Source organism: Nocardiopsis halotolerans DSM 44410 (genome assembly GCF_000341065.1).
GTDB lineage: Bacteria > Actinomycetota > Actinomycetes > Streptosporangiales > Streptosporangiaceae > Nocardiopsis > Nocardiopsis halotolerans.
Genome location: NZ_ANAX01000162.1, coordinates 4,416 through 26,776 on the forward strand (window position 1 = coordinate 4,416; position 22,361 = coordinate 26,776).

The 22,361-nt window shown below is 70.6% G+C and carries 22 protein-coding genes and 1 tRNA gene (1 of these 23 only partly in view); 16 read left to right on the forward strand and 7 right to left on the reverse strand.

Features of this window, described 5'->3' with window-relative positions; all coding sequences use genetic code 11:
• Both D455_RS30175 and rfbH read left to right on the forward strand, forming a co-directional pair.
• Positions 1-819, forward strand: the 3' portion of a protein-coding gene (locus D455_RS30175) for a Gfo/Idh/MocA family protein (protein ID WP_449289307.1). The gene continues 99 nt to the left of window position 1, outside the view; the window shows 819 of its 918 coding nt (coding positions 100-918); the start codon falls outside the window, past its left edge; its stop codon occupies positions 817-819.
• 83 nt (positions 820-902) lie between these two features.
• Entirely contained in the window at positions 903-2,204 is a 1,302-nt protein-coding gene (gene rfbH / locus D455_RS0112170) for a lipopolysaccharide biosynthesis protein RfbH (protein WP_017571002.1), read from the forward strand.
• Positions 2,205-2,246: 42 nt separating this feature from the next.
• Here the strand turns inward: rfbH and D455_RS0112175 are convergent, their stop codons facing one another.
• Positions 2,247-3,398, reverse strand: a complete 1,152-nt coding sequence (locus D455_RS0112175) for an acyl-CoA dehydrogenase family protein (RefSeq protein ID WP_017571003.1) — start codon at positions 3,396-3,398, stop codon at positions 2,247-2,249.
• Positions 3,395-3,856: a nuclear transport factor 2 family protein gene (locus tag D455_RS0112180; RefSeq protein ID WP_017571004.1), complete on the reverse strand. Its 462-nt coding sequence runs from the start codon at positions 3,854-3,856 to the stop codon at positions 3,395-3,397. The genes D455_RS0112175 and D455_RS0112180 overlap by 4 nt, the downstream gene beginning before the upstream one ends.
• A gap of 172 nt (positions 3,857-4,028) precedes the next feature.
• Between D455_RS0112180 and D455_RS0112185 the strand changes: the two genes are divergently transcribed.
• On the forward strand, positions 4,029-4,847 hold the full coding sequence (locus D455_RS0112185) for an SAM-dependent methyltransferase (RefSeq protein ID WP_017571005.1): 819 nt from the start codon (positions 4,029-4,031) through the stop codon (positions 4,845-4,847).
• A 42-nt stretch (positions 4,848-4,889) separates the two neighbouring features.
• Here the strand turns inward: D455_RS0112185 and D455_RS0112190 are convergent, their stop codons facing one another.
• Entirely contained in the window at positions 4,890-6,020 is a 1,131-nt protein-coding gene (locus tag D455_RS0112190) for a nucleotide disphospho-sugar-binding domain-containing protein (RefSeq protein WP_026122558.1), read from the reverse strand.
• A gap of 246 nt (positions 6,021-6,266) precedes the next feature.
• Here D455_RS0112190 and D455_RS0112195 point away from each other — a divergent pair, with 246 nt between their 5' ends.
• The 10 genes from D455_RS0112195 to D455_RS0112240 all read left to right on the forward strand — a co-directional run bounded on the left by D455_RS0112195 (position 6,267) and on the right by D455_RS0112240 (position 15,976).
• Entirely contained in the window at positions 6,267-7,184 is a 918-nt protein-coding gene (locus D455_RS0112195; protein WP_017571007.1) for an NADP-dependent oxidoreductase, read from the forward strand.
• The gene (locus tag D455_RS30180) at positions 7,181-7,903 is read left to right on the forward strand and encodes a mycothiol-dependent nitroreductase Rv2466c family protein (protein ID WP_017571008.1); all 723 of its coding nucleotides are present in this window, start codon (positions 7,181-7,183) and stop codon (positions 7,901-7,903) included. The genes D455_RS0112195 and D455_RS30180 overlap by 4 nt, the downstream gene beginning before the upstream one ends.
• Positions 7,900-9,531 carry an MDR family MFS transporter gene (locus tag D455_RS0112205; protein ID WP_040684816.1) on the forward strand — a complete coding sequence of 544 codons (1,632 nt, stop codon included), beginning with the start codon at positions 7,900-7,902 and terminating at the stop codon, positions 9,529-9,531. The genes D455_RS30180 and D455_RS0112205 overlap by 4 nt, the downstream gene beginning before the upstream one ends.
• Before the next feature lie 31 nt (positions 9,532-9,562).
• Positions 9,563-10,201, forward strand: coding sequence for a DsbA family oxidoreductase (locus tag D455_RS30185; RefSeq protein WP_017571010.1), 639 nt, complete (start codon positions 9,563-9,565; stop codon positions 10,199-10,201).
• A 68-nt stretch (positions 10,202-10,269) separates the two neighbouring features.
• Positions 10,270-11,130, forward strand: coding sequence for an LLM class flavin-dependent oxidoreductase (locus D455_RS0112215; RefSeq protein WP_017571011.1), 861 nt, complete (start codon positions 10,270-10,272; stop codon positions 11,128-11,130).
• Between the two features lie 151 nt (positions 11,131-11,281).
• The gene (locus tag D455_RS0112220) at positions 11,282-12,550 is read left to right on the forward strand and encodes a beta-ketoacyl-[acyl-carrier-protein] synthase family protein (protein WP_017571012.1); all 1,269 of its coding nucleotides are present in this window, start codon (positions 11,282-11,284) and stop codon (positions 12,548-12,550) included.
• Positions 12,547-13,770, forward strand: a complete 1,224-nt coding sequence (locus tag D455_RS0112225; protein WP_017571013.1) for a ketosynthase chain-length factor — start codon at positions 12,547-12,549, stop codon at positions 13,768-13,770. The genes D455_RS0112220 and D455_RS0112225 overlap by 4 nt, the downstream gene beginning before the upstream one ends.
• Positions 13,771-13,798: 28 nt before the next feature.
• A complete protein-coding gene (locus D455_RS0112230; protein ID WP_017571014.1) occupies positions 13,799-14,053 on the forward strand; it encodes an acyl carrier protein in 255 nt (84 codons plus the stop codon).
• A gap of 31 nt (positions 14,054-14,084) precedes the next feature.
• A complete protein-coding gene (locus tag D455_RS0112235; protein WP_206539261.1) occupies positions 14,085-15,053 on the forward strand; it encodes an aromatase/cyclase in 969 nt (322 codons plus the stop codon).
• Positions 15,050-15,976, forward strand: a complete 927-nt coding sequence (locus D455_RS0112240) for an MBL fold metallo-hydrolase (protein ID WP_026122559.1) — start codon at positions 15,050-15,052, stop codon at positions 15,974-15,976. Before D455_RS0112235 ends, D455_RS0112240 begins: the two co-directional genes overlap by 4 nt.
• Positions 15,977-16,366: 390 nt before the next feature.
• Here the strand turns inward: D455_RS0112240 and D455_RS0112245 are convergent.
• Together D455_RS0112245 and D455_RS0112250 are read right to left on the reverse strand one after the other, a co-directional pair.
• A tRNA-Ser gene (locus tag D455_RS0112245) sits at positions 16,367-16,453 on the reverse strand.
• 437 nt (positions 16,454-16,890) lie between these two features.
• Positions 16,891-17,418, reverse strand: coding sequence for a SigE family RNA polymerase sigma factor (locus D455_RS0112250; protein WP_026122560.1), 528 nt, complete (start codon positions 17,416-17,418; stop codon positions 16,891-16,893).
• 500 nt (positions 17,419-17,918) lie between these two features.
• Here D455_RS0112250 and D455_RS0112255 point away from each other — a divergent pair, with 500 nt between their 5' ends.
• Complete coding sequence (locus D455_RS0112255; RefSeq protein WP_017571018.1) at positions 17,919-18,890, forward strand: hypothetical protein; 972 nt, start codon at positions 17,919-17,921, stop codon at positions 18,888-18,890.
• Between the two features lie 3 nt (positions 18,891-18,893).
• Complete coding sequence (locus D455_RS0112260; protein WP_017571019.1) at positions 18,894-19,997, forward strand: MauE/DoxX family redox-associated membrane protein; 1,104 nt, start codon at positions 18,894-18,896, stop codon at positions 19,995-19,997.
• A 42-nt stretch (positions 19,998-20,039) separates the two neighbouring features.
• Here the strand turns inward: D455_RS0112260 and D455_RS30190 are convergent, their stop codons facing one another.
• A complete protein-coding gene (locus tag D455_RS30190) occupies positions 20,040-20,291 on the reverse strand; it encodes a hypothetical protein (protein WP_017571020.1) in 252 nt (83 codons plus the stop codon).
• A 47-nt stretch (positions 20,292-20,338) separates the two neighbouring features.
• The gene (locus D455_RS0112270) at positions 20,339-20,992 is read right to left on the reverse strand and encodes a hypothetical protein (RefSeq protein WP_017571021.1); all 654 of its coding nucleotides are present in this window, start codon (positions 20,990-20,992) and stop codon (positions 20,339-20,341) included.
• A gap of 223 nt (positions 20,993-21,215) precedes the next feature.
• Here D455_RS0112270 and hisC point away from each other — a divergent pair, with 223 nt between their 5' ends.
• Positions 21,216-22,298: a histidinol-phosphate transaminase gene (hisC, locus tag D455_RS0112275; RefSeq protein ID WP_040684811.1), complete on the forward strand. Its 1,083-nt coding sequence runs from the start codon at positions 21,216-21,218 to the stop codon at positions 22,296-22,298.
• Positions 22,299-22,361 lie beyond the last annotated feature (63 nt).

A 22,361-nucleotide genomic window follows, 5' to 3' on the forward strand; every position in this document is an offset into this window, starting at 1 on the left:
GGCGGACGCGCCGTCGAGGGCTACGAGCCCCTGCTCGGCGCCCGCGACGTCGACGCCGTCTACCTCCCGCTCCCCTCCGGCCTGCACACCCCCTGGATCGAGAGGGCGCTGGCCGCGGGCAAGCACGTCCTGGCGGAGAAGCCGCTGACGACATCCTCCGCCGACACCGAGCGGTTGCACGCCCAGGCGGAGGCGGCCGGTCTACTGCTGCGCGAGAACTACATGTTCCTCGGCCATCGGTTGCACGGGCACGTCGCCGACCTGATCGCCCAGGGCGTGATCGGCGAGATCCGTTCCCTGCACGCCGTGTTCGCGATCCCGCCCCGTCCGCCGGGCGACATCCGCCATCGGCCCGAGCTGGGCGGCGGCGCCCTCCTCGACTGTGCGGGCTACCCCGTACGAGCCGCCCTCCGGTTCCTCGGGACGGAGCTCGACGTGGTCGGCGCCCACCTGCGCACCGAATCGGACCGGGGGGTCGACGTCGCGGGCACCGCTCTGCTGGCCTCCCCGGAGGGCGTGTCGATCCTCTGCGAGTTCGGGTTCGACCACTACTACACCTCCGGTTACCGCTTCCTCGGGTCGGAGGGCCGGATCAGCGTGGACCACGTCTTCACCACCCCCACCGACCACGCCCCGGTCATCAGGATCGAGGCGGAGGGACACACACGCCAGGTCACGGTCGGGACCGACGACCAGTTCCGCAACAGCCTGGAGACCTTCGCCCGGGACGTGCGTTCCGGCCGGAGCGGAACGGACGCCGACACGCGTGCCCAGGCCCGCGTCATCGAACACGTGAGACGGGCCGCACAGGCCCGGTGACAGCCCATCATCCGGTAAGGCCCGACGAGAGGAGAGCACGGCCCCGCCTCGCTCCTGACGGCGCGGGGCCGCGCGAGCCGCCCATGGGAATCAGCAAGCAGGAACTGCTGGAGCTCGTCCGCGAGTTCCACGAGAACGATGATGACCGCCGGTTCGTCCCCCACAGCCACAACATCATGGCCTCGGGAGCGGTGCTGGACGCCGACGACCGGGTCGCCCTGGTCGAGGCGGCGCTGGAGCTGCGCATCGCGGCCGGAGCGGACGCGCTGAGGTTCGAGCGATCGTTCGCCAGGTACTACGGGCTCCGCAAGGCGCATCTGACCAATTCCGGTTCTTCGGCGAACCTGCTGGCGGTCAGCACCCTGACCTCGCCCAAACTGGGTGAGAAGGCGCTGCGCCCTGGTGACGAGGTCATCACGGTGGCGGCGGGTTTCCCCACCACGGTCAACCCCATCATCCAGAACGGCCTGGTGCCCGTCTTCGTCGACATCGACCTCGGCACCTACAACACCACACCGGAGCGCGTCGCCGCGGCGATCGGGCCGAGGACCAGGGCGATCATGATCGCCCACACGCTGGGGAACCCCTTCCAGGTGAGGGAGATCGCCGAGCTCGCGGAGCGCCACGAGCTCTTCTTGGTGGAGGACAACTGCGACGCGGTCGGATCGACCCTCGACGGGCAGCTGACCGGTACGTTCGGCGACCTGGCCACGGTCAGCTTCTATCCAGCCCACCACATCGCGATGGGGGAGGGCGGGTGCGTACTGACCGGGAACCTCTTCCTCGCTCGCATCGTGGAGTCGATGCGGGACTGGGGGCGGGACTGCTGGTGCGAGCCGGGGGAGGACGACCGCTGCCTCAAGCGCTTCCAACAGAAGATGGGCACCCTCCCCACGGGGTACGACCACAAGTACATCTTCTCCCACGTGGGCTACAACCTGAAGGCCACGGACCTGCAGGCGGCCCTCGGGTTGTCCCAGCTGGCGAGGATCGACGACTTCGTCGCCGCCCGCAGACGCAACTGGGCCCAGTTGCGTGAGGGGCTGGAGGGAGCGGCGGGCCTGATCCTGCCGGAGCCGACCCCCGGTAGCGACCCGAGCTGGTTCGGGTTCGCCATCACGGTCGATCCGGAGGCCGCCTACACCCGACAGGGCCTGGTGGACTTCCTGGAGTCCGAGGGAGTGCGGACCCGTCGGCTGTTCGCGGGGAACCTGACGCGCCACCCCGCCTACCAGGAGGTCCCCCACCGGGTGGTGGGGGACCTGGCCAACAGCGACGTCGTCACCGAGAACACCTTCTGGGTCGGGGTCTACCCCGGGCTCTCCCCCGACCTGCTGGACCGGACGGTCGCGCTGGTGCGCGAGTACACGTCGAGGGCAGCCTGAGCGATGCCGGGTCCGGTCGCATACGCGGCCGGACCCGGGGCGTCACGTGACGACGGCCTCGCGGTAGGCCTGCGTGAAGGCGCGGGCCGAGGCCGCCGGTTGCAGCCCGCTGTGTCCGGCGGCGCACTGGACGTCGCGCAGAAGGCGCTGGAGGCCCCCGCCGGACGTCTGGCCGCGGCTGCCCGAGGAACGGAACAGCCGGTCCACGGTTCCGGCCAGGATGTCGGCGGCGATCGCGCAGTCACGGGGGGCGCGTGCCGTCTCCAACGGGGACGGGGCGGCGCCGACCGCGTCGTCGGCGACGGAGGCGCAGCGCCGCAGGAGGAGCCCGGCGGCGTCGATCTCTCCGGCCGCGCGGGCGAGGATCGCCTCGTAGTGGGAGGGGTCCACCGCCCCGGAGACGGGGCCGGACACCCCTCCCGAGAGCTTGGCGTCCAACAACCCGGCCCAGGTGCGCAGTGCGCCCCTGGCCCCACCCAGGATCGGGCCGGTCAGTGCGAGCCCGTTGACGGCCTTCAGGGGTACGGAATGGCAGTGCGCCAGCCCCTCGTCCGGTTCACCGGCGATGAGCCGCGCGAGGGGGAACACGTGCCCGGCGGGGACGAGGACGTCGTCGACGACGAGCGAGTGGCTTCCCGTCGCCCGCATCCCGACGTTGTCCCAGGTCTGCTCCGTCCGGAACTCGGACCTGGGCACGGCGAAGAACGCGGGTGCCCCCGTGTCGTCCGGGAGGCGGCCGCAGACCAGGGCCCAGTCGGCGAACTCCACACCGCTGACGTAGGACCAGCGCCCGCTCAGCCGGTAGCCGTTCGCGGCACGGGTGGTGGTACCCGTGGCCATGAGGGCGCCAACGATGACGGTGTCCGGGCCCTTCTCCCACACGCGGGCCCGCCCCTCCGCGGGAAGGTAGGCCGCCATACGGCCGACCCCGGACATCAGGGAGGCGACCCAGGCCGTGGAGACACACGCCTCGCCGAGAACCGCGCTCGCCTCCAGCGCGTCGGTGAAGGTTCCCTCGTCCCCGCCCAGGGACGCGGGGACGAAGTGCCGCGCGAACCCTGCCGACAGCAGGCGGTCGACCACCTTGGGGTCGAGCCTCCCCGAGGAGTCGGCGTCCGCCGCGTGCTCGGCCGCGACCGGGGCGATCTCCCGTGCCGCCGCCACGATGTCGTGCCGCCGCGCGTCGCCGCTCATCGGACGTTCCCCACGGGCTCGGTCGTCACCGGGGCGGCGAGGACACCGTCGTGGTCGACGCTCCGGGAGCGCATGCGCAACGCGCCGTCCCGCCGGACCAGAACGTCGTTCACGACGCAGCTGGGCGTGATCTCCGGCGGCGACCCGGGGCGCGTCGTGACGACGAGCGCGTAGCAGGTCGCCCTGAACGCGCCGTCGTCCATCGGCTCCAGGACCAGGTGGTTGAACCAGTGCCTGCGCTGGACCGGCTCGTCACCGAACCTGTCCCGGTGGAAGTCCTCCAGCGTCCTCTGGATGTCCTGCGGGCCGCGGGACGGGGGCAGGTTCGGGGAGTGGGAGAACTCCCCGTCCTCGGTGAAGGTACGGGCGTAGAAGGCGAAGTCCCGACTGTCGAGCGCCTGCATCTGTTCCGCGTAGAACTGGAGAACCTCAATGTAGAAGTCGTTGGGGACCGCCATGCTCTCTCCCTCCGCGTGAGGTGACTGGTACGGCCAGCATCACCGCCCGGGTTCGAAGGGGGCTGGAGCCCCGGTGGACGCTCGTTTCCGTGGGTCCTCGAGCACGGATCGAGGAGGGCCTGCCAGTCTCATGCCCTCCATCGGACGGACAGAGAAGGCGAGGTGTCGCGGCATGACCCGGAAACAGGACTCCATGCGTCCCGACGAGGTCGGGGAGTTCTACGATGACCGCGGATGGCTGTACGAGATCTTCATGGGCCAGAACCTGCACATCGGCTGGTGGGACGACGCGCGGCCGGGGGTGGATCCCAAGGACCGCCTCACCGACGTCCTGATCGAGCGCACACCCGTCTCGGCCGGGCAGCGTGTGCTGGACATCGGCTGCGGGACCGGGCACCCCGCCCTACGGCTCGCGGCTGCCACAGGGTGTGACGTGGTCGGGGTGACCGTCAGCGCCGACCAGGTCGAGACGGCGGAGCGCAACGCCCGGGAGGCGGGGCTCGGGAAGCGTGCGGAGTTCCGGCTCGCCGACGCCGCCGAACTGCCCTTCGACGACGACGCCTTCGACGCGGTGTGGGTGGTGGAGACGATGATGTACGTCTCGGACAAGGAGGGGGCGCTGGCGGAGGCCCGGCGGGTGCTCAAACCCGGCGGCACCCTGGTGCTCTCCGACTACACCGAGCGCACCGAGCTCTCCGACCAGCAGCGTGAGGCGCTCAAGGAGGGGTTCACGGTCGCCTCACTGCCGACCGCGGAGGAGTACGGTCGCCTGTTCGCGAAGGCCGGGTTCACCGTGGCCCGCACCACCGACGCCACCTCCCACCTGGTCCGGTCGGCGGAACGTATCGAACGCGTCGTCGAGGAGCACTACCCGACCGTGGTGGAGAGGGGAGGCCGGGAGTTCGCCGAGGAGTTCAAGGCGATGATCTCCCAGGTGTCCGTCCTGGAACGGGACCACCTCGGCTACACGGTCGTCGAGGCGACCACCTGAGACGGCCTCACCCATCCGGCCCGCCCTCGTCCCCGTCGGTGCTCAGCCGACCAGGGCCTCGACGTCCCCGAGAAGGTCGGCGGGGGTGGGCAGGGAGTGCATCTCGTCGCGGATCGCGGCCGCGCTCCTGGCGTACTCCGGATCACCGAGCACCCGTTCGCAGGCGTCGGCCACGTTCTCGGGTGAGTCCTCCCCCGGCAGGATCATCCTGGCCGCCCCCGCATCGCGGAGCCGCGTCGAGTAGTCGACGACGTAGGGGAGGTAGGGGACGACCACCTGCGGGACGCCGTTGGCCATACCGGTCAGCATGGTGTTCCCACCCGCGTGATGCACGAGAAGGTCGCAGGTCGGGGCCAGGACGTCCAGCGGTAGCCAGCCCACGCGGATCTCGTCCGGCAGGTGGGACAGCTCGGAGACCACCTTCTGCGGAGCGGCGATCAGCAGCTCCATGTCGAGGGCCGACACCTTCTCGGCCAGCCCGGACAGGATGTCCAGGTCGAACTCGGGGGTCACCCGGCTCCCGGCGGTGACCAGCACGCGGCGACGGTCACCCTTGGTGTACATCCATGGTTCGACCGCTCCCTGGGTGCTGATCGGGATGTACCGCATCGCTTTGGAGGCCGGTGCCTCGGGTCGGCGCAGACTCGGCGGGCAGACGTCGATGAACAGGTCCGGTTCGGGCATGCTCCGCAGCCCCAGACGCTGGAGTTCGGGGGCGAGCTCGGCGGCGGCGGCCAGGTCGATCATCCGGGGTTCGCCCATGTCGACGGCGTGCTGGACGAACGGCACCCCGAGGTGGGCCGCGATCAGCCCCGCGGAGAACGACAGGGCACCGCCGACGACGACGTCCGGACGCCAGGCGGCGGTGAGGTCGAGGAGGCCGTCCAGGCTTCCCGCGGCGAAACGGCCCATGCCCCGACCGTTGAAGATAAACCGTTCGTGCAGGTCCGTCGGGCGCTCGATCGGTCGTCCGTCGCGGTCGGAGAACATGAAGTCGAGCATGGTGAGGCGGGTCACGGGGACACAGGGCAGGCCGGTTCCGGCGACGGTGTCGACGACGTTCTCTGGGGCGGCCACGAAGACCTCGTGCCCCGCGTTGCGCGCGGCCAGGGCGAGAGGGGTGATCGCGAAGATCACGCCGCCGCTTCCTCCTGCGACAAAGAGCATTCTCATGCGGCGGATTCTGCGCTCGTACGGTCAAGGGCGGTTCGAGGAGGCCTCGACCGGTGGCCTCCACCGTGGTCGTGCCCCATCCCGGGAAGTACACGGAACCATTTGACGTCAAGTGCACTTGACATTCGATAGTGGTGACGGCGCGCCTACCGAAAGTGTGAGGCGGGGCCCCGCCGTTCGTCCCCGCTCCTCGCCGTCCGTGCCCGTCGCGTCAACCACCACCGGAACCGAAGTAGGGAACCGCATATGCGCGCAGTCGCGTTCTCCGCCCACGGAACACCCGATGTCCTCGAACCGATCGAACTCCCCATCCCGGAACCGGGTCCGGGCGAGGTACGCGTACGGGTCAGGGCCGCCGGCGTCCAGCCCTTCGACACCGCGCTCCGGCAGGGTCTCTCATTCGGCTTCCCCGTGACCTTTCCCCAGGTTCTCGGCAACGAGTTCGCCGGAACGGTCGACGCCGTCGGGGAGGGGGTCACCGAATTCGCCCCCGGTGACGGCGTGCTCGGCTGGCAGCTGCTCTCGTGCTACGCCGAGTACACGGTGGCCCCGGTCGCGCAGGTCGTCGCCAAGCCCGAGGGCATGCCCTGGGAGGTGGCCGGGGTGCTCTCGGCCTCCGGTCAGACCGCGTCCACCGCCCTGGAGGAACTCAAGGTCGCCCGGGGGGAGACCGTCCTCGTCCACGCCGCCGCGGGAGGGGTCGGCACGTTCGCGGTGCAGATCGCCCGTGACCTCGGCGCCACCGTCATTGGTACCGCCAGCCCTGGCAACCACGACCACCTGCGCTCCCTTGGAGCGGTGCCGGTCTCCTACGGGGAGGGTCTCGTCGAACGCGTGCGCGAGGTCGCTCCTCAGGGGGTCGACGCCGCCCTGGACGCGGCCGGGGCGGAGGCGCTCCGGGCCTCGATCCAGGTGGTCGGGGACCGCGCCCGGATCGGCACCCTCGTCGCCTTCGACCTCGTGGAGGAGACGGGAGTCCGGGCCATCCGCAGCCAGCGCTCCAGGGAGCGGCTGGAGGAACTCGTCGCCCTGCACGAACGGGGCGGCCTTCAGGTGCCCCTCGCCGGTGTCTTCGACCTCTCTGACGCCGCCGGGGCCCACCGGCTGTCCGAGACGGGTCACCTGAGGGGCAAGGTCGTCATCACAGTGAAGCCCACGGCATGAACCGACAGGGAACCACGGTCGACTTCTGGTTCGACCCGCTCTGCCCCTACGCCTGGATCACCTCCAGGTGGATCGTCGCGGTCGAACGCCAGTCCCGTGCGCGCGTCCGCTGGCACCCGATGGGACTGGGCCTCCTCAACGACGGTCCGGGAGTGCCCGACACGGTGCGCGACATCCTCGGTCTCGCCAAGGGGCCCGTTCGGGTGGTCGCCGCGGCCGCGGCGGACCACGACACCGAGCGGGTCGGGGCGTTCTACACGGCGCTCGGCACACGTCTGCACTCCGAGCACGGCGTTCTCACCCCGATCCGAGCGGGATTCACCCAGGCCCCCGACCTCTGGAGGGAGGCGCTCGGAGGGCTCAGGAGCGTGATCACGGAGTCGCTGATCGACGGCGAGCTGCCCGCCTACCTGGTCGAAGCCATCGACGACCAGGGCTGGGACACGGCCGTGCTGGACTCGCACGCACGGGTCCCGTCCGGTGATCAGGACCTCGAACCGATCGGCGTGCCGACCCTCTCGGTGAACGGCGCGCCCGGCAGGTTCGGCCCGGTACTCGACCGCGTCCCCACCGACGGGCACGCCCTCCGCCTGTGGGACGCGTTCGAGGTGCTGGCCACCGACGACAGCTGTTACGAGATCAAGCGGGTCACCACACGAGCCGATCCCTCGACCTTCGGACAGGCGTGGTCGCCGACCGGGGAACGGAGTCCCTCATGACCGAGCCACCCAAGGGGGGACGGCCGACGTCGAAGGCGGCCGTGCTCATCCTCACGGGCCTCTTCGTCGGCGTCTTCCTCTCCGCGCTCGACACGATGATCATGGCGACGGCGCTGCGCACGATCTCCGACCAGCTCAACGGGTTGACCGGACAGGCGTGGGTCACCGTCTCGTACCTCGTGGCGATGACCGCCTCCGCTCCCCTCTACGGGAAGATGTCGGACGTCTTCGGGCGCAGGCGCCTCTACATGACGGCCATCTCGGTCTTCGTCCTCGGCTCGGCCCTGTGCGCGTTCGCCCAGTCGATCCACGAACTGTCCGCCTACCGCGCGGTCCAGGGCCTGGGAGCCGGCGGTCTCATGACGCTGGCCCTGGCCATCACCGCCGACCTCTTCGAGCCGGAGCGCAGAGTTCGGTACCAGGCCAACCTCGGGCTGATGTTCGGTGTCGCCAGTGTCGCCGGGCCGGTCGGGGGCGGCCTCTTCGCCGGGACGGACACCCTGTTGTGGATCGATGGCTGGCGGTGGGTGTTCCTGATCAACCTCCCGCTGGGGTTGTTCTGCCTACTGGTGGTGGCCCGGTACTTCCGCGTCCACTCCACCCGCTCCCGTCGCCGCGTCGACGTCCTCGGCGCGATCCTGCTCGTCCTGGCCGTCGCCCCCCTGCTCGTCGCCGTCGAGCAGGGCCGGGAGTGGGGCTGGTGGTCGGCCCCCGTCCTGCTCCTGTACGCCCTCGGTGCCCTGGGCGTCGTGGCCTTTCTCTGGGTGGAACGCCGAATGGCCGACGACGCCGTCCTGCCGCCCAGGCTGTTCCGCGGCGCTTCGTTCTCGATGGTCAACGTCGTGAACTTCCTCGGCGGCATGGGCGTGTTCGGGGCGTTGACGGTGTTGCCCCTCTACCTACAGGTGGTTCAGGGCCTCTCACCGACCCTGGCGGGGCTGCTGCTCCTGCCCCAATCGGTCTTCACCACCATCGGGTCCTACATCTGCGGGCCGGTCACCGAACGGACCGGGCGCTCGAAACCGCTGCTGGTCGCGGGTGTGGCGATCATGAGCGCGAGCTACCTGGCACTGGCGTCGATGAACGCGGACACACACCTGGCACTCGTCACCGTCGTCGTTTCGGTGATGGGCCTGGGCCTGGGCTTCTTCTTCCAGACGGTGCTCATCGCCCTCCAGACCAGCGTCGAGCCCAAGGACATCGGCGTCGCGAGCGGGCTCTACTCCTTCACCCGCCAGCTCGGCGGCGCGCTGGGTGCGGCGCTGTTCGTGTCGTTGCTGTTCTCCACGGCGACCACGGAGATCACGGAGGCGGGGAACGCCAGCGCCGGATTCGCCCAGGCGGTCGAGGACCCCGCCGTCATGGCCGACCCCGACAACCGGGCGGCGGCCGACACCGTGCTCGAGGGCGTGTCGGCGGATGACCTGGACGACACCTCCTTCCTCCAGCGGGTCGCCCCGGACATCGCCGAGCCCTACGTCGTCGGTCTGGACAACGCCATGAGCACCGTCTTCCTGATGATGAGCGGCTTCGTCCTGGTCTCCGCGGTCACGGCGCTGCTCATCCCGGAGCGCCCCCGACGCAAGCGCGAGGAATCCCCGCCGGAGACGGCCGACACCGAACACTGAATCCGAACCAACCCTGAAAGGGACGTCACCCATGCGCATGGACATCTGGTCGGATGTCATCTGCCCCTGGTGCTACATAGGCAAGCGCCGTCTGGAGGCCGCACTCGACGACTTCGAGCACGCCGACAGGGTCACCGTGGTCTGGAGGGCCTTCCAGCTCGACCCGTCGCTCGCCGCCCAGCCCGGTCCCAGCGCGGTCGAGGTCATGGCGGGCCCCGGAGGCGATCACGCCCGCGTACGCGCGCGCTTCGCGGAGATCTCCCGGATCGGCGCGGAGGACGGCCTGGAACTGCGGCTGGGCTCCGCCCACCCGGTGAACACCTTCGACGCCCACCGCCTCTCCGCCTGGGCCCGTGAGCTGGATCAGCAGGACGCCATGGTCGAGCGTCTGCTCCACGGCTACCACACACGAAACCTCAACATCGCCGACCACACCGTGCTCGCCGACCTCGCCTCGGAGGCGGGACTGGACCGTGACGAGGCCCTGGGGGTCCTGGGCGAGGGCCGGTACACCGACGACGTGCGCACCGACCTCGCCGAGGCCCGGACCGTGGGGGCGCGGGGCGTCCCCACTTTCGCCCTGAACGGACGGAAGTTCCACCACGGTCCGCCCGAGGTCGGCCCCCTGGTGAGGCTGCTACGGACCGCGGCGGCCTCAGCTCCGGCCTGATCCCCCGGAGGCGCGAACGCCCCGCGACGGATCGCACGACCAACGACGCACCAAGGAGATGAGTACACATGGACATCGGTATCGGCCTGCCCGGTCACATCAGGGGAGGCATCGACGGAACGACCGTGGTCGAGTGGGCCCGTCGGGCCGAGGCGAGGGGTTTCGCCACCCTCGCCGTCAGCGACCGCGTCGTCTACACGACGCCGGAGCCGCTGGTCGCCCTGGCGGCCGCGGCGGGTGCCACCACCAGGATCCGGCTGGCCACCGGTGTCCTCCTCGCTCCTCTGCGCACGAACCACACCCTGTTTGCCAAGCAGGTCGCGACCCTGGACCGCGTCGCCGGGCCGGGACGGCTCCGTCTGGGGGTCGCCCCCGGGCTGCGCGAGGACGACTTCCATCTGTCCGGCGTGGACTTCAACACCCGGGGGAGGGACCTCGACAGTCAGCTCCGCCGCATGAAGGAGGTGTGGCGCACCGACAGCGGGATCGGCCCCGCTCCCGCCACCCCCGGCGGACCCGAGCTGATGTTCGGGGGCATGTCCGCCGCCACGCTTCGGCGGATCCGCGAGTTCGGCGGCGGCTGGGTCATCGGGGACTGCACCGCCGACGAGTTCACGGAGTTCGCCGTCCAGGCCAGGCCGGCCTGGACCGAGGCCGGACACACGGGCGAGCTGCCGACGTCGGCGGCCGTGATGTTCGCGCTCGGCCCCGACGCGAAGACCATCGTCGACGACGAGATCCGGCCCTACTACGCCTTCATCGGCGAGGAGTGGCTCCAGTACGCCATCGACGGCGCCTACACGGCGGCGGAGGACATCCGCAAGGCGGTCGCCGACTTCGAGGCGGCCGGATGCCACGAACTGGTCTTCACCGGTAACAGCGCCGATCCGGAGCAGGTCGACCTGCTCGCCGACGCGGTCGGTCTCTGAACGACGGGGCGGGTACGACGCCCCCAACCTCCCCCTCCGGTCCGCCGCGAACGCGTTTTGAGGCTGTCTCAAGCGGTCCCGACCACAGTGAGGGACATCAGCTCGCACCGTAGGCCGGAAACACGGCCGGACGTGGAGGGGGAGGGCTCTGATGAGCCGTCGTGTCGTGATCACCGGAGTCGGCGTCCGAGCACCGGGAGGGGCGGGAAGGAAGGAGTTCTGGGAACTTCTGATGTCGGGGCGGACGGCGACGCGCCGCATCTCGTTCTTCGACCCGGAGCCCTTCCGGTCCCAGATCGCGGGTGAATGCGACTTCTCCTCTGAGGCGGAAGGGCTCACTCCCCGCCAGATCAGACGGATGGACAGGGCTGCGCAGTTCGCGGTCGCCTGCGCCGCCGAGGCCCTCGCCGACAGCGGGCTGGACGTGGAGGAGACCGGACGGCACCGCGTCGGCGTCTCGCTGGGCAGCGCGGTGGCCGCGGCCACCAGCCTCGAACGCGAGTACCTCGTCCTGTCCGACTCCGGTCGGCGGTGGGAGGTGGACACGGACTACCTGGTGCCGCACATGCACGGCTACCTCGCCCCCGACGTCATGGCCGCCGAGGTGGCCTGGCATGCGGGGACCGAGGGGCCGACGATGCTGGTGTCAGACGGATGCACCTCGGGTCTGGACGCGGTCGCCCACGCCTGCGACCTCATCACCGAGGGCAGCGCGGACGCCATGATCGCCGGGGCCAGCGACACCCCGATCACGCCTATCGTCGTAGCGTCCTTCGACGCGATCAAGGCCACCAGTACCCGCAACGACACTCCCGGTCAGGCCTCGCGCCCCTTCGACGCCACCCGCGACGGCTTCGTCCTGGCTGAGGGCGCGGCCGTCTTCACCCTGGAGGAGCTCGGCCACGCCCGGCGGCGGGGAGCCCACGTCTACGCCGAGATCACCGGGCACGCCACCCGTCTCAACGCCTACCACATGACCGGCCTCAAGACCGACGGCCGGGAGATGGCGGAGGCGATCCGGACCGCTCTCGACCAGGGCCGGACCAACCCCACCGAGGTCGACTACGTCAACGCCCACGGCTCCGGCACCAAACAGAACGACCGGCACGAGACCGCGGCGTTCAAGCGGGCCCTGGGAGAACACGCCCGGGACGTGCCCATCAGTTCGATCAAGTCCATGATCGGCCACTCGCTCGGTGCCATCGGCTCCATCGAACTGGCCGCCTGCGCGCTCGCGATCGACCAGGGCGGCATTCCACCCACGGCCAACCTGGAGAACCCCGACCCCGAATGTGACCTCGACTACGTACCGCGCGTCGCCAGGGACGAGCGTGTGGAGACCGTGATCAGCGTCGGTAGCGGGTTCGGCGGGTTCCAGACCGCGGTCCTGCTCCAAGCCCCCAAGGGAGGCCGTTCGTGAACAAGCCCGTCTGGATCACCGGGGTCGGCGTGACCGCGCCCACCGGCCTGAGCCGGGACGAACACTGGAAGGCCACACTGGAGGGCCGCTCCGGGATCGCACCGCTCACCCGTTTCGACACGAGCGGCTATCCTTCGACACTCGCCGGTCAGATCACGGGTTTCGACCCGGCCGCCCACATCCCCAAACGCCTGCTGCCCCAGACCGACATCTCCACCAGACTCGCCCTCACCGCCGCAGCCGAGGCCATCGAGAACGCGCGCCTGCGTCCCGAGGACACGACCGACTACGACATGGGAGTCGTCACCTCCAACGCCACGGGGGGCTTCGACTTCACCCACCGCGAGTTCCGGAAACTGTGGCATCAGGGCCCCAGATCCGTCAGCGTCTACGAGTCCTTCGCCTGGTTCTACGCGGTGAACACCGGCCAGATCTCGATCCGGAACGGCATGCGCGGCCCGGGTAACGCGCTGGTGGCCGAGCAGGCGGGGGGACTGGACGCCCTTGGCCACGCGCGCAGGACCGTTCGCAAGGGCACCCCGATCGTCGTCACCGGCGGGGTCGACTCCGCCCTCGACCCCTGGGGATACGCCTCCCACATCTCCAGCGGCCGGATCAGTCGGACGACCGATCCCGCCCGGGCGTACCTCCCCTTCTCCGCCGACGCCGAGGGCCACGTCCCCGGAGAGGGCGGAGCCCTGTTCCTGGTGGAGGCGGAGGAGAGCGCACGAGCCAGGGGCGTGGTCCCGCTGGCCGAGATCGCCGGATACGCCTCAGGGTTCGACCCCGAACCGGGGAGCGGCCGTCCCCCGGCCCTGCGGCGCCTGATCGAGGCCGCCGTCGCCGACGCCGGGCTCCGACCGGCCGACGTCGACGTCGTCTTCGCCAACGCCGCGGCCGTCCCCGAGGACGACGTCGCGGAGGCGAGGGCGATCCGCGAGGTCTTCGGTCCCGGCGGAGTCCCGGTGACCGCACCCAAAGCCCTGGTGGGCAGGCTCGGCTCCGGCGGGGGGCCGCTCGACGTGGCGACCGCCGTGTCCGCCTTCGGCGCGGACACCATCCCACCGACCGGAACCGACATCGAGGTGCCGGAGGAGTACGGCATCGACCTGGTCGGCGCCCGGCCCCGTACGGCCCGTCTGGGCACCGCCCTGGTCCTGGCACGCGGCATCCGGGGCTTCACCAGCGCGCTACTGCTCAGGAATCCCCCGCTGCACTGAACGACCCACTCCGAGAAGAGGAACCGCTATGCCCAAGATGAGCCTGACCGACCTGCGCCGGATACTCGTCGAGAACGCCGGGGAGGTCGAAGGCACCCAGCTCGACGAGAGCCTGCTCGACGTCGGCTTCGAGGAGATCGGCTACGACTCCCTGGCACTCATGGAGAGCGCGGCCGCCATCACCGACGAGTACGGCGTGGAGGTGCCGGACGAGACCCTCGCGGACCTGCGGACCCCGCGGCAGTTCCTCGAGTTCGTCAACTCCGCCCCCGTCGTCTCCTGAATCCGCAGCCCGATACGGAAAGGTGCCCGTGGTGACCCCACCACCCCACACCACACGCCATCACCGGACCATCCAGGCCCCGGCGGAGCTCGTCTACTCGCTGGTCGCCGACGCCACCCGCTGGCCCGCGGTGTTCGAGCCCAGCGTCGCACTGCGGCACATCGAACGGAGCGAGGAGGAGGAGCGCTTCCGCATCTGGGCCATGGTCAACGGGACGGTATCCACATGGACCTCGCACCGGACCCTGGAGAGCGATGCGCTGCGGGTCACCTTCCGGCAGGAGCGTGCCCGACCCCCAGTGACATCGATGACGGGCTCCTGGACGGTCCGGCCCCTGGCACCCGGACGCAGCGAGGTCGAGCTCCGGCACGACTTCACTCTGGAGGCCGGTCCGGAAGGGTCGCACGAGGGCTTTCTGACGGCCGTCGACCGGAACAGCGTCCGGGAACTGGACGCGCTCGCCAGGGTCGCCGAACTCGAGGGCTCCCTGGACGACGTCCTGTTCACCTTCACGGACACGGTCAGGGTCCAGGCGCCCGCCGAGTCCGTATACGCCTTCGTGGCCCGTGCCGACTCCTGGCCCGAGCGCCTGCCCCACGTGCTGAAGGTGTCGCTGCGGGAGGAACCCCCGGGGATCCAGGAGCTGGAGATGGAGACCGCCACCTCGGACGGCTCCTCCCACGTCACACGCTCGTACCGCGTCTGCGAGGCGTCCTCGTGGATCGCCTACAAACAGGTGGTCCTGCCGGAGCTTCTCCACGGCCACAGCGGGGTCTGGTCCTTCCAGGACGAGGCCGACGGGGCATCGACGGCCCACTCCCAGCACACCGTGCTGTTGAACCCGGAGGCCGTCGGTCGGGTCCTGGGCCCTGACACCACCCTGGCCCAGGCCCGCGACCGTGTCCGCGACCTGCTGGGCGCCAACAGCAGGACCACCTTGGAACGGGCCGCCGAACACGCCTCACGCGGTGTCCCGTCGAGTGCGCGGAGCCGGTCGTGACGGGGGCGGCGGCCCGGGCCGCCGCCCCTTGGGTGGAGGAGGTGGCCGAGGGGGTCCACGCCCACATCCAGCCCGACGGCGGGTGGTGCCTCAACAACTCCGGAGTGGTCGTCTTCGACGGCGGTGCCGTAGTCATCGACACCGCCGCCACCGAACGGCGGGCGACGGCGCTGCGCCGGACGGTGGACGCCCTCGCGCCCGGTCCGCGCAGGATCGTCGTCAACACGCACCACCACGGTGACCACGTCTTCGGTAACTTCGTCTTCGGCGACTCCGCCGAGGTGATCGCCCACGAGCGGGCGGTGGCGGAGGTCGAGGACACCGGGCTCGCGCTCACGCGGCTCTGGCCGGACGTCGACTGGGGCGACATCCGTCTGGTGCTCCCCACGATGACCTTCACCGACCGCCTCGACCTGAGGTTGGGGGACCGCGTCGCGGAACTGCACCACGTCGGTCCGGCGCACACCACCAACGACGTCGTCGTGTGGTTGCCCGACGAGCGGGTCCTCTTCACCGGTGACACCGTGCTGAGCGGGTGCACCCCGTTCACCCTCATGGGCTCTGTCAGCGGAACGCTGGAGACGATGGAGCGGTTGCGGGGCTTCGGGGCACGCGTGCTCGTCTGCGGGCACGGTCCGGTCTGCGGTCCCGAGGCGATCGACCTGACCACGGACTACACTCTCTGGCTTCGGAACCTGGCCCGGAGGGGACACGAACGCGGGTGGTCCCCGCTGGAGACGGCGTTCGAGGCGGACCTGGGTCCCCACGCCGACCTGATCGACCCGGAACGGATCGTCGGGAACCTGCACCGCGCCTACGCCGAACTCGACGGGGCCGTACCGGGGGCGCCCCTGGACGTTCTCACCGCGTTCCGGGAGATGGTCGACTACAACGGCGGACGCCTTCCCACCTGTCTGGCCTGACAACCGTGGAGACGGAGGCCGTCAAGCGACGCGAGAGCGGAGCCCGTCAACGATGTTCACCGCGTCGGGGCCGGTGCTCGGACCGGGCAGCGGCGTGCCGCCACCCCGCGGGTGAACCGATCAACCGACCCAGGAGACCCGGACGGTTACCTTCGGTGTCGCGCGGCGGGCTCTTCCCCGTCCGCCGGAACGGACCCGACGGTGGGCTCGGAGACGCTCGGCCACCGTAACCACGGGTGTACCACCGACACCCACGTCCATGCGACGCCCCACCACGAGGAGGCGGCTGGCGCGGGTTGTTGGCGCGGATCCCGTGCCAACCGAGCCCCGAACACGAAGAAGACCCGGGGCCCCTCCCGCGTGCGCGGTGTGGGACCCCGGGTCGGTGCGCGGAGGATATGGGATTTGAACCCATGAGGGGGTTGCCCCCCAACCGCATTAGCAGTGCGGCGCCATAGGCCACTAGGCGAATCCTCCTGGCGCGCACAAGCCTACAGACACCGGGGAGGGTTGCGCAAAACGAATGCCCGTCCGCGCCCTGTGACCTGTGGGACAGAGCCGCGGAAGGCGAACCGCCTGTTCACGCGGTCGCGGTGGTGTGGTCGGGACGGGGCCGCCGGGAGTCCCCTCCGACGACCTCACGTGTCTGGCGTCCCCCGGCCCGTGAGCGGTCGCGTCGCCGCTCCGGGCGGACGCCTTGGCGGCACCCGCTGGCAGCCCCGGGCGTTCCGGCCGCACGCCCGGGCGCGGCGAGGTCCTGGAGGAGCGGCTCCGGCGCCTTCCCGTACCGCGCCTCCTGCGGAGCTTCTCGTCGCACCGGGCCGGGCGGGGCTCCGTCCCGCCCTCTTCGGGGGGTCGTGCGCCGTGCCCGGACCGCGTTCCCGAAGCCGTTCCACCCGGCGGAGTGCGGCGGGTCAGGTGGTGGTGCGCTCGATGATGAGGTCCGCGTCGATGCGCAGCTTGTCCACGGCCCGTGACAGCGTGCTCTTGACCGTGCCCAGCGTCACCCCCATCCGCTGGGCGATCTGGGCCTCGGTGAGGTCCTCGTAGTAGCGCAGCACCACCGTGGTCCGCTGACGTTGGGGCAGCCGGTCGATGGCGCGCTCCACCACGTCGGCCAGGTCGCTGCGCCAGGTGGGGTCGTCCACCCTCTGCTCGGGGATGTCGTCGGTGGGGTAGACGTCCAGGCGGTTGCGGCGCCACTCGGAGATCTGCGTGTTGACCATGGCCCTGCGCACGTAGCCGTCACGCGCCTTCGGGTTGGTGATCCGGTCCCAGGAGAGGAAGGTCTTCACGAGGGCCGCCTGGAGCAGGTCCTCGGCGTCGGCGTGGTTGTTCGTGAGGGACCTGGCCATCCGCAGCAGGGCCGGACCGCGCTCAGCGACGTAGTGGCTGAACTCGTCGTACCTGGGAGTCCGGGTCGTCCCCGTCACTCGGACCACCGACCTTCACGGGCGCTGCCTGGGCTTTCGTCGTGTTCCTCCTCCCTAACTCTCACACAGCGAACGCAAACATCCGGGCATCTGTGGCCCACGTGCCGACAAACGGAACAACGGGAATTTTCCGGGCTTCCGTCGCACGGCAGGCGCCGCTGAGGGCCCTGGTGGGCGGGGCGCCGCTGGTCGCGGGCCGTTCCGAGGCGGCTGCGAATGTACCGCGTAGGGGCTTGCGTATATTTGTATCTCTTTCAGAATCTATGGGTCCTATGCGTAGCTTTGTGGGCACAGAATGTGGTGGGAAAATCGCACGTCGTTCGAGCGAGAGGGGGTTTTCACTTGGAGTTATTCATTGGTCGCGGAAAGTGTTCGATGTGTCGCGCGGCGCGATCTCCACACACGCCCCTGACGCCTGTCGGTGCCCGTCATCGGGCCGGTGGCACCGGGAACCCGGGAGACCGACGGGGACGAAGCGACGAGTCGTGTGACGAGGGGGCTCAGTCGACATGTCAGTGATCACCGGAGTCGAACGGAACCGCAGAGGATTCACCGCCGCGGTACTCGGCGCCGAGAGCGCGCCCGAACCCACGCCGCTCGGACACCGCGTCACACGCGGCGTGGTCGTCAGCGCCAACTCCCGCATGCTCTGCCTGGCCGTCCCCGGCGGCGAGGAACGCTTCATGTACGACCGCACCACCACCTTCTGGAGGGGCGGGGACGTGGGCCCCGGAGAGCTCCGCACCGGCGACGACGCCATCGTGCTGCGCGTACCCGGTGGCCACCCGATCGCCGAACGCGTGTGGTCCCAGGCCGCCCGCGCCACGGGTGTCATCGTCAGCCGTGACGGCGACACCCTGGAGGTCGACCCCGGCCACGGGCGTCCCCGCCAGACCGTCGTCCTTCCCTACCGCACCTCGGGACGCATCTCCGTACGCCATCCGCGGCTGGAACCCGGCTACGTCTTCGACGCCGTCGGCGTCTGGTGGGAGGGAACCGTGCGGGCGATACGCCCCGCCACCACCCAACCGCCCCACCCGCTCAGCGCCACACCGCACAGACCACCCACACGTCGGCCAGCCACCACGCTGAGCGGCATCGCCACCTGGTACGACCCGGCGTGGGGCCGTTCCCCGCACATGGACCCGCGTGCCCATGTCCACGGGGCCGCCTACCCGGCGCTCGATCCCGTCGGCCACGACGCCGGGTGTGACCGGCGCGCCTCCTGCGTTCCGCTGCCGCTGCTGTCCACCGGCGCGATCCTGAGCCTGCGCAACGACTGTACGAGGGAGGCCGCCGCGATCCCCGTGGTCGACTGCGCCGCCGCCGACAGTTGGCTGTGCGACCTGTGCCCCGCCTGCGGGGGCCAGGCCGCCGGACGGCTCGCCTCACTCACCATGACCAGCTTCGTCGCCCTCGGCGGGCGGCTGGAGGACGGCTGCTTCAACGCGACCGTCACCGTCCACGACGGGGAGGGATGACCGATGCTGTCGGAGATCGTCGAGGCGTTCCGTGAGGTCCAGCTACCGCTCCTGGCGGTACTGCTCCTGCTCGGCGCCGCCGCCAAGACCACCAGACGGGCGGCCGGTGCGGGGCTGGCCGTCCTGGTGCCCGAACGCCTGCGCCGTGTGTCCACGGTCGGCACGGGCCTGCTGGAGGCCGTACTGGGGGTCGGCCTGCTGGCGCTGACCGGACTGCTGGGGGAGGCGGCGCGGACACTCACCGCGGTCGTGTTCGCCGTCTCGGTGGTGGTCCTGGTCCTGGTCCGCAGACGCGACCCCGAGGCGGGCTGCGGCTGCTTCGGCGGTTTGAGCAGGGCGCCGGTCGGCTGGCGCACGCTGGCCCGGGCCGGGTTCCTGTCGGCCGCAGCCCTGGCCACACTCGGCCTGGAACCCGCGGGGTGGCAGGTGATCGCCTCGACGACCCCGACGCACGCCGGGATCCTGGGCGTGGAGCTGCTGTTCCTGGCCCTGCTCAGCCCCGAACCGCGGGGTGTGGTCGCGCGCGCTCTCCACCGGGAGCCGTGCGGTCTGCGCGAGGTTCCACTGCGCCGCACCATGCGCACCCTGCGCCACAGCGACGTGTGGCGCGTCAACGAACCGGTGATGCTCGGAACCGAACCCGAGGACGTGTGGCGCCAGGGCTGCTGGCGGTTCCTGCGCTACGACGGGATGCGGCACGGTCGCCGGACCGACGTGGTGTACGCGGTCAGGACCGGCGGCAGCCGTCGTACCGCCGTGCGCGCCGTCCTGGTCGACCGGGGCAGCGGAACGGTGGTCGCGTCCTTCGGCGCCGTCACCCGCGCCGACCTTCCGGCCCCGCCGCGCAGGCTGGCCAGCCCGAGCGAGGCGGCCAGGCGTGACGCGTGGCGCCACGACGAGGCCAGGGCGGCGGCCAGCCTCCGTGCGGCACGGGAACACGCCACGGTATGGGATTCCATGGAGAGTGAACCGGACGTCCGGGCGACGGACGCCCCGGAGCCGGACACGCGGGGCGCCGAAGTACGGGACACCGGGAACCAGGACGCCGGGGCCCGGGGCGCGGCCGCGCGGAACCCGAAGGGACGGGAGTCGACACCGGCCGGATGAGCGCCCTCCGACGCCCCCGGAGGACGGATGCCTCCGGGGGCGTCAGGACCGGTCCCCGTCCTGTTCCGTGCCGGACGTTCCCTCGCCGTCTCCGGCGGCCTCGGAGACACCCCCGGAGCGGCCGCGTCTCCTGGCACGCCAGAGCTGTTCTCCCACCTCGAACACGCCGACGACCAACATGAGCACACCCAGCGGACCGCCCCGGAACCAGAAGAAATCGGTGTTCCAGAAGAACAGCGCGAGAACCGCTCCGACCACGACCAGCGTCACACCCAGAAGAATCCTGAAGCGCACACGTCCTCCAACTCCTCCACGCCCCCGCCTCCCGGGCGTCAGGCCGTTCACCCCAGCATCTGACGCTGCCTCTCGACGGCGGCCTCACTGAACTCCACGAGCATCCTCTCGTAGTCCTCCAGACCACCGTTCCCCACGACGGACGTACTGCCGACGAGCTCGCCGTTGCGGTACATGAGACTGACCATGTGCCTCGTCTCCCCTGCGGACTCCACCTCGACGGTGAAGGCCCGCGACGCGTCACCGATGTGCGGCACGTCCTCCAGGTCTCTCACCCTGTAGTCGGAGGTGGTGCCGTCCTCGTGGGTGGCGGTGTACTCGTCGCAGCTCTCCGGCGGTTCGGTGGACACGGCCTCCGCGGCCGTCTCCTCGTCCAGCCGCACCAGCATGTGCGTCACCGCGCCCCCGGACCACTCGTAGGCCGCCACCGAGGCGGGGGCGTCGCGCACGCCCTCCAGGCCGCCCCACTGGTTCGCGGCGTCCATGCACTCGGGCTTGTCGAGCTCGGTGGAGGCCCGTACCTCCTCGCTGTACCGCACTGTGACAAGCTCGGAGTAGGTACCGCTCTCGCTGCTCTCGGCCACCAACGTGGCGTCACGGACGTTCAGCGGCTGCGCCTCGTGCAGTGCCGTCGCGGCCTCGGCGTTGGGGTCGGCGTTCTGTTCCGCGCCGCCACCGCACGCACTCAGGAGGACCGCCATGGGTAGGGCCACAGGAAGGACCAATGACCGGACGAATCCCCGGCTCTCTCGCAACCGGGGGGTCTGACCAGCGACGTTCCGTGCCGAATGAGCGGGGCAGGGACGCAAGCGCATGGTGATATCTCCTCGTTTGTGCGATATTTCCGCTGGGAGCGGTGACCGAACCCGGACGCGTAATTGCTGAGCGTGTCGCGGGGTTAGCACAAAGTATTGAGGAAGGACAATGGTGTCGGAGTCGAAATCGCCATATCTGCGGTCGGTGCTGGAGAGCATCCCGCCCTACAAGCCCGGACTGAAGGTCGTCGGGCCAGGCGGGCGGTCGATCAAGCTGTCCTCCAACGAGAGCCCCCACGGGCCGCTCCCGTCGGTGCGCGAGGCCATCGCCCAGGCCGCGTCCCAGCTGAACCGCTACCCGGACCCGGGCGCCACCGAGCTCACCTCCGCGCTCGCCCGGCGCCTCGACGTCCCCGAGGAGCACATCGCCCTCGGCGCCGGTTCCGTGGGGCTGCTCCAGCAGTTGCTCGAAGCGGTCGGTGAACCCGGGGCCGAGGTCGTCTACGCGTGGCGGTCCTTCGAGGCCTACCCGCTGCTCGTCGAACTGACGGGCGCCGCTTCCGTCCGGGTGCCGCTGAAGGACGAGACGCACGACCTCGACGCGATCGCGGACGCGATCACCGAGAACACCCGCATGGTGCTCGTGTGCAACCCGAACAACCCGACCGGCACCACGGTGGGCGAGGAGGAACTGGCCGCCTTTCTGGACCGGGTCCCCGACCACGTCCTGGTCATCCTGGACGAGGCGTACCGCGAGTACGTGCGCGACCCGCGGGTGCCCGACGGCGTCAAGCTGTACGGGGACCGCCCGAACGTCGCCGTGCTGCGCACCTTCTCCAAGGCCTACGGGCTCGCCGCCGTGCGTCTGGGCTTCCTCGTGGGGCACCCGCACGTGACCGCGGCGGCCCGGAAGACCCTCGTGCCGTTCGCGGTGAACCACCTCGCGCAGGCCGCCGGTATCGCCTCCCTCGAAGCCGAGGAGGAGCTGCTGGAGCGGGTGGAGGCCACCGTGAAGGAGCGGGGCCGGGTCCGCGAGGCGCTCATCGACTCCGGGTGGACGGTTCCGCCGACCGAGGCCAACTTCGTGTGGCTGCGGGTGGACGAGGACACGAACGACTTCGCCGCGGAGTGCGCGAAGGAGGGTGTCGCGGTGCGTCCGTTCCCCGGTGAGGGCGCCCGGGTGAGCCTGGGGACCCCGGAGGAGAACGACGTGTTCCTGTCCGTGGCCACCTCCTACGGCAAGCGCCGCTAGGGCCCCGGTCCCCGCGTCCGCGTTCACGCGCCCGGTGCCGTGACCGGCGTCCCGCGTTCGGGA

What these genes read in the sequence shown, in the direction of transcription:
- D455_RS30180 (WP_017571008.1), top strand. Translation starts at nt 7,181, where the DNA reads ATGAACCGACAGGGAACCACGGTCGACTTCTGGTTCGACCCGCTCTGC.
- D455_RS0112215 (WP_017571011.1), top strand. Translation starts at nt 10,270, where the DNA reads ATGGACATCGGTATCGGCCTGCCCGGTCACATCAGGGGAGGCATCGAC.
- D455_RS0112195 (WP_017571007.1), top strand. Translation starts at nt 6,267, where the DNA reads ATGCGCGCAGTCGCGTTCTCCGCCCACGGAACACCCGATGTCCTCGAA.
- D455_RS0112180 (WP_017571004.1), bottom strand. Translation starts at nt 3,856, where the DNA reads ATGGCGGTCCCCAACGACTTCTACATTGAGGTTCTCCAGTTCTACGCG.
- hisC (WP_040684811.1), top strand. Translation starts at nt 21,216, where the DNA reads ATGGTGTCGGAGTCGAAATCGCCATATCTGCGGTCGGTGCTGGAGAGC.
- D455_RS0112175 (WP_017571003.1), bottom strand. Translation starts at nt 3,398, where the DNA reads ATGAGCGGCGACGCGCGGCGGCACGACATCGTGGCGGCGGCACGGGAG.
- D455_RS0112220 (WP_017571012.1), top strand. Translation starts at nt 11,282, where the DNA reads ATGAGCCGTCGTGTCGTGATCACCGGAGTCGGCGTCCGAGCACCGGGA.
- D455_RS0112255 (WP_017571018.1), top strand. Translation starts at nt 17,919, where the DNA reads ATGTCAGTGATCACCGGAGTCGAACGGAACCGCAGAGGATTCACCGCC.
- rfbH (WP_017571002.1), top strand. Translation starts at nt 903, where the DNA reads ATGGGAATCAGCAAGCAGGAACTGCTGGAGCTCGTCCGCGAGTTCCAC.
- D455_RS30185 (WP_017571010.1), top strand. Translation starts at nt 9,563, where the DNA reads ATGCGCATGGACATCTGGTCGGATGTCATCTGCCCCTGGTGCTACATA.
- D455_RS0112190 (WP_026122558.1), bottom strand. Translation starts at nt 6,020, where the DNA reads ATGAGAATGCTCTTTGTCGCAGGAGGAAGCGGCGGCGTGATCTTCGCG.
- D455_RS0112260 (WP_017571019.1), top strand. Translation starts at nt 18,894, where the DNA reads ATGCTGTCGGAGATCGTCGAGGCGTTCCGTGAGGTCCAGCTACCGCTC.
- D455_RS0112185 (WP_017571005.1), top strand. Translation starts at nt 4,029, where the DNA reads ATGACCCGGAAACAGGACTCCATGCGTCCCGACGAGGTCGGGGAGTTC.
- D455_RS0112205 (WP_040684816.1), top strand. Translation starts at nt 7,900, where the DNA reads ATGACCGAGCCACCCAAGGGGGGACGGCCGACGTCGAAGGCGGCCGTG.
- D455_RS0112230 (WP_017571014.1), top strand. Translation starts at nt 13,799, where the DNA reads ATGCCCAAGATGAGCCTGACCGACCTGCGCCGGATACTCGTCGAGAAC.
- D455_RS0112270 (WP_017571021.1), bottom strand. Translation starts at nt 20,992, where the DNA reads ATGGCGGTCCTCCTGAGTGCGTGCGGTGGCGGCGCGGAACAGAACGCC.